The 3,458-nt window shown below is 67.5% G+C and carries 4 protein-coding genes; 3 read left to right on the top strand and 1 reads right to left on the bottom strand.

Annotated features, from left to right (window positions below; translation table 11 throughout):
* Positions 1-133: 133 nt before the first annotated feature.
* Positions 134-1,351 (top strand): RNA polymerase sigma factor, encoded by a 1,218-nt coding sequence (locus tag AB4Y84_RS16565; RefSeq protein ID WP_442250468.1) that lies wholly within the window; start codon positions 134-136, stop codon positions 1,349-1,351.
* A gap of 51 nt (positions 1,352-1,402) precedes the next feature.
* Here the strand turns inward: AB4Y84_RS16565 and AB4Y84_RS16560 are convergent, their stop codons facing one another.
* Positions 1,403-1,966, bottom strand: coding sequence for an EF-hand domain-containing protein (locus tag AB4Y84_RS16560; RefSeq protein WP_442250467.1), 564 nt, complete (start codon positions 1,964-1,966; stop codon positions 1,403-1,405).
* A gap of 156 nt (positions 1,967-2,122) precedes the next feature.
* On the opposite strand from AB4Y84_RS16560, the gene AB4Y84_RS16555 reads away from it, so the two are divergent.
* A complete protein-coding gene (locus AB4Y84_RS16555; RefSeq protein ID WP_032975961.1) occupies positions 2,123-2,878 on the top strand; it encodes an arginyltransferase in 756 nt (251 codons plus the stop codon).
* Between the two features lie 38 nt (positions 2,879-2,916).
* Positions 2,917-3,458: endonuclease/exonuclease/phosphatase family protein (locus AB4Y84_RS16550; protein ID WP_442250466.1), on the top strand; the 542-nt coding region annotated here is incomplete at its 3' end.

The raw sequence follows: 3,458 nt of genomic DNA, 5'->3' as shown, positions 1-3,458 counted from the left end.
GCCGGCAACCGCAGCATACCGAGCGGCTCCATGAGGATGCCGGCCAGCGGCCGGCACTACCTTTGGGGAAGGGTCAGTCACATTCTGCACGCGCCTCCGTCATGGGACACAATCCCTGCAGGAGCCCGCCGCCATGACGACCTTCGCCTCAAGCATCGACGAGACCCTTGAACGCGACCTGCCCTCGGCGGCCGGCGGTTGCCAGCATGCCTATGGCCGCATCGTGCTGGCCTGCCAGAACACGGTCACCGCCATCGCACTGGCCATTACCGGCGACCGCCAGGCCAGCGAGGACATCGCCCAGGAAGCGTTCGTGAAGGGCTGGCAGCAGCTGCACCAACTGCGCAGCGCGAGCAGCTTCCTGCCCTGGCTGCGGCAGATCACCCGCAACCTCGCCCGTGACTGGCTGCGCGCACAACGTGGCCGACCGCTGAGCGGCGAGGCTGCCGAAGTGGCCTTGACCATGGCTGCGGATCCGACCCCCGGCGTGGCCGATCGCCTGCAGCGGCTGGAAGAGGAAATCGCTGCCGAAGACATCATCTCTGGCCTGCCCGCCGACAGYCGCGAAGTGCTCCTGCTGTATTACCGCGAGGGCCAGCATTCGCAGCAGGTCGCTGACCTGCTCGGGCTCAGTGACGCAGCGGTACGCAAGCGCCTGTCACGTGCCCGTGCGCAGGTACGCGAGGGCCTGCTGCAGCGCTTCGGCGAATTCGCACGCAGCAGCGCACCCAGCGCAGCGTTCGCAACGGCGGTGGTATCGATGGTGATGATCGCCGCGCCCGGCACCGCCAGCGCGGCGATCCTGCTGGGAACCGGCGTCGGCGTGGGTGGCAGCAAGCTCGGCCTCGGTGGCGCCAGCGCTGCCGGCGGCACCGCGCTCGGCTCGTTGACCGCAACCCTGGGCCAACTGCAGATGCTGCCTGCCTCAAGCTGGGCTGCGATCATCGGTGGTGTCGTCGGTGGCGCGCTCGGCAGCTATCTCGGCGGCCGTTTCCTGCTGTCGTACGCCGAGACCGGCGCCGAGCAGGTACAAGTCCGCCGCTTCGTCAATCTCAGCACAGGCACGAGCCTGGGCTGGTGCCTGGCCATCCTGTTTGCCGTGCTGCTGCAGGCGCCGATGTGGGCGCAGCTGCTGGTGCTGGCACTGGGCCTGGTGGTGGTCAACTACCAGTGCCYGGTGACGCTGCGGCGAATCATGGCGCCGCTGCTCGCGCGTGATGCAGCCCGGCGTGGGCGTAACGGGATCAACTGGAAGTACGAATCCATGTACGGCCTGACCGGCATGATGGCGGTGAACCTGGTGGTCATCGGTGCCTTGGCCTACACGATGACGCTCAGCGGGCGCCTGTAACGGACAACGCCGGCAGTGCGCCGGCGTTGTCGTCGATCACTGCATTGAAAATCAGCGCTGCGGCTTCGGCGCGGCGCCGTCACGCGGGCCGCCGTGGCGCGSGCCACCGTGCATCGGGCCCTTGGCGGCGTCGAACTCGGCCTTGCTCAGCTGGCCATCCTTGTTGGTATCGGCTGCGGCGAACCAGGCGTCACGATGCTGCTTCATGCGCAGCTCGCGGTCGGCCTTGTCCAGGTAGCCATCCTTGTTGAGGTCGAGCTGGTCGAAACGCTCGGCCAGGCGCGTATCGGCCTTGGCTTCCTCACGGCTGATGCGGCCATCCTTGTTCGTATCCAGCTTGGCCCAGCGCTCGCCGCCGCGACCACCGTGGCGGCCATGCTTCCAGCGCGGCAGCTCATCACGCGAGAGCTTGCCGTCCTTGTTCTTGTCCAGCTCGTCGAACTTTGCGGCCAGGCGCGGGTTGGCCGCCGCTTCGCTGCGGTCGATGACGCCGTCGCCATTGGTATCCAGCTTGGCCGGACGCTGCGCCGGTGCAGCCGGGGTGTCGGCAGCCAGGGCAATACCGGTCGCGGAGGTGCCGAGCAGCAGGGCCAGCAGCAGGGGGGTACGGATCATGGGGTCACTCCTGGGAATGGGATTGGCATCGGGGTGAACACCTCACCCTCGGAGGACAACAACGCCTGACCACGACCTCGGTTGACGCAGCCGCCCGTTCCATTCATCCGGCGGACAGTCGCCGCCATTGCGACGGGCTGGAGCTATGCTGTGCCCATGGCGAGACACGGCGACAGAGACGACGAACTGCGACTGTTCCAGACCGGCGAGCACCCCTGCGGGTACTGGCCGGACCGGGTTGCACGCGACCTGGTGCTGGACCCGCAGGACCGTCGCCTCGGCGGGCTGTACCCGCTGGCCCTGAGCTGGGGCTTCCGACGCAGCGGCGACCTGGTCTATCGCCCGCATTGTGCGAACTGCCACGCCTGCGTCGCCGTGCGCATTCCGGTGGCCCGCTTCGCCCCGGATCGTAGCCAGCGCCGCTGCGCCGCCCGCAATGCCGATCTGGAAGTGCGCATCACCGCGGCCATGCCACGCGAGGATCTGTTCGAGCTGTACCACCGCTACCTGGTGCATCGTCATGCCAAGGGCGGCATGGACGACCACGGCCCGCACGAATTCGAACAGTTCCTGATCGGCAGCTGGTCGCACACGCGCTTCATGGAAATGCGTCTGCCCGGCCACGATGGCCAGCCCAGCCAGCTGCTGGGCGTGGCAGTAACCGATGTGACCGAGCACGGGCTGTCGGCGGTCTATACCTTCTTCGACCCCGCCCATGCCGCGCGCGGGCTGGGCACGTTCGCGATCCTGCAGCAGCTGGAGTGGGCCCGCCGCGAAGGCCTGCCACACCTGTACCTGGGCTACTGGATACGCGAGCACCAGAAGATGGACTACAAGCGGCGCTATCGCCCACTGGAGGCCTACGATGGCCGCCGCTGGCATGATTTCGATGACGAACTGGACGGACGCTGACAAACCACTGACACCGGGCCAGGTGCACAATATGGCCCATGAACGCCAAACCCCTGATCCTCGGCCTGGCCCTGCTCTGTGGCGCCGCCGCTCCCGCCTTCGCCACGTCCCCCGCGATGACCGAAAAACCGTCTGCAGCGCTGCGCTTGGCCACCTACAACACCTCGCTGTATTCGGACGAAGCCGGCGGCCTGATCGCCGAGCTGGAAGGCGACAGCGAACACGCGCGCAAGATCGCCGCGGTACTGCAGCAGGCGCGCCCTGACCTGGTGCTGCTGAACGAGTTCGACTTCGATGACGCCCATCGCGCCGCCGATCTGTTCCAGAAGCGCTACCTGGAAGTGGCCCAGCCCGGTGGCGGCAAGCCACTGCACTTCGCCTACCGCTACCTGGCGCCGGTGAACACCGGCGTGCCCAGTGGCTTGGACCTGGACAACAACGGCGTGGTCGGCGGTGAAGGCCGTGGCCGCGGCAACGACGCCTGGGGCTACGGCCTGCACCCGGGCCAGTACGGCATGCTGGTGCTGTCGCGTTACCCGATCGACGACGCCAAGGTGCGCAGCTTCCAGCTGCTGAAGTG

Source organism: Stenotrophomonas sp. 2YAF22 (assembly GCF_052114665.1).
GTDB classification, from domain to species: Bacteria; Pseudomonadota; Gammaproteobacteria; order Xanthomonadales; family Xanthomonadaceae; genus Stenotrophomonas; species Stenotrophomonas indicatrix.
Note: the sequence above shows the minus strand (reverse complement) of the source record. Positions and strands in the feature narration are given on the sequence as shown.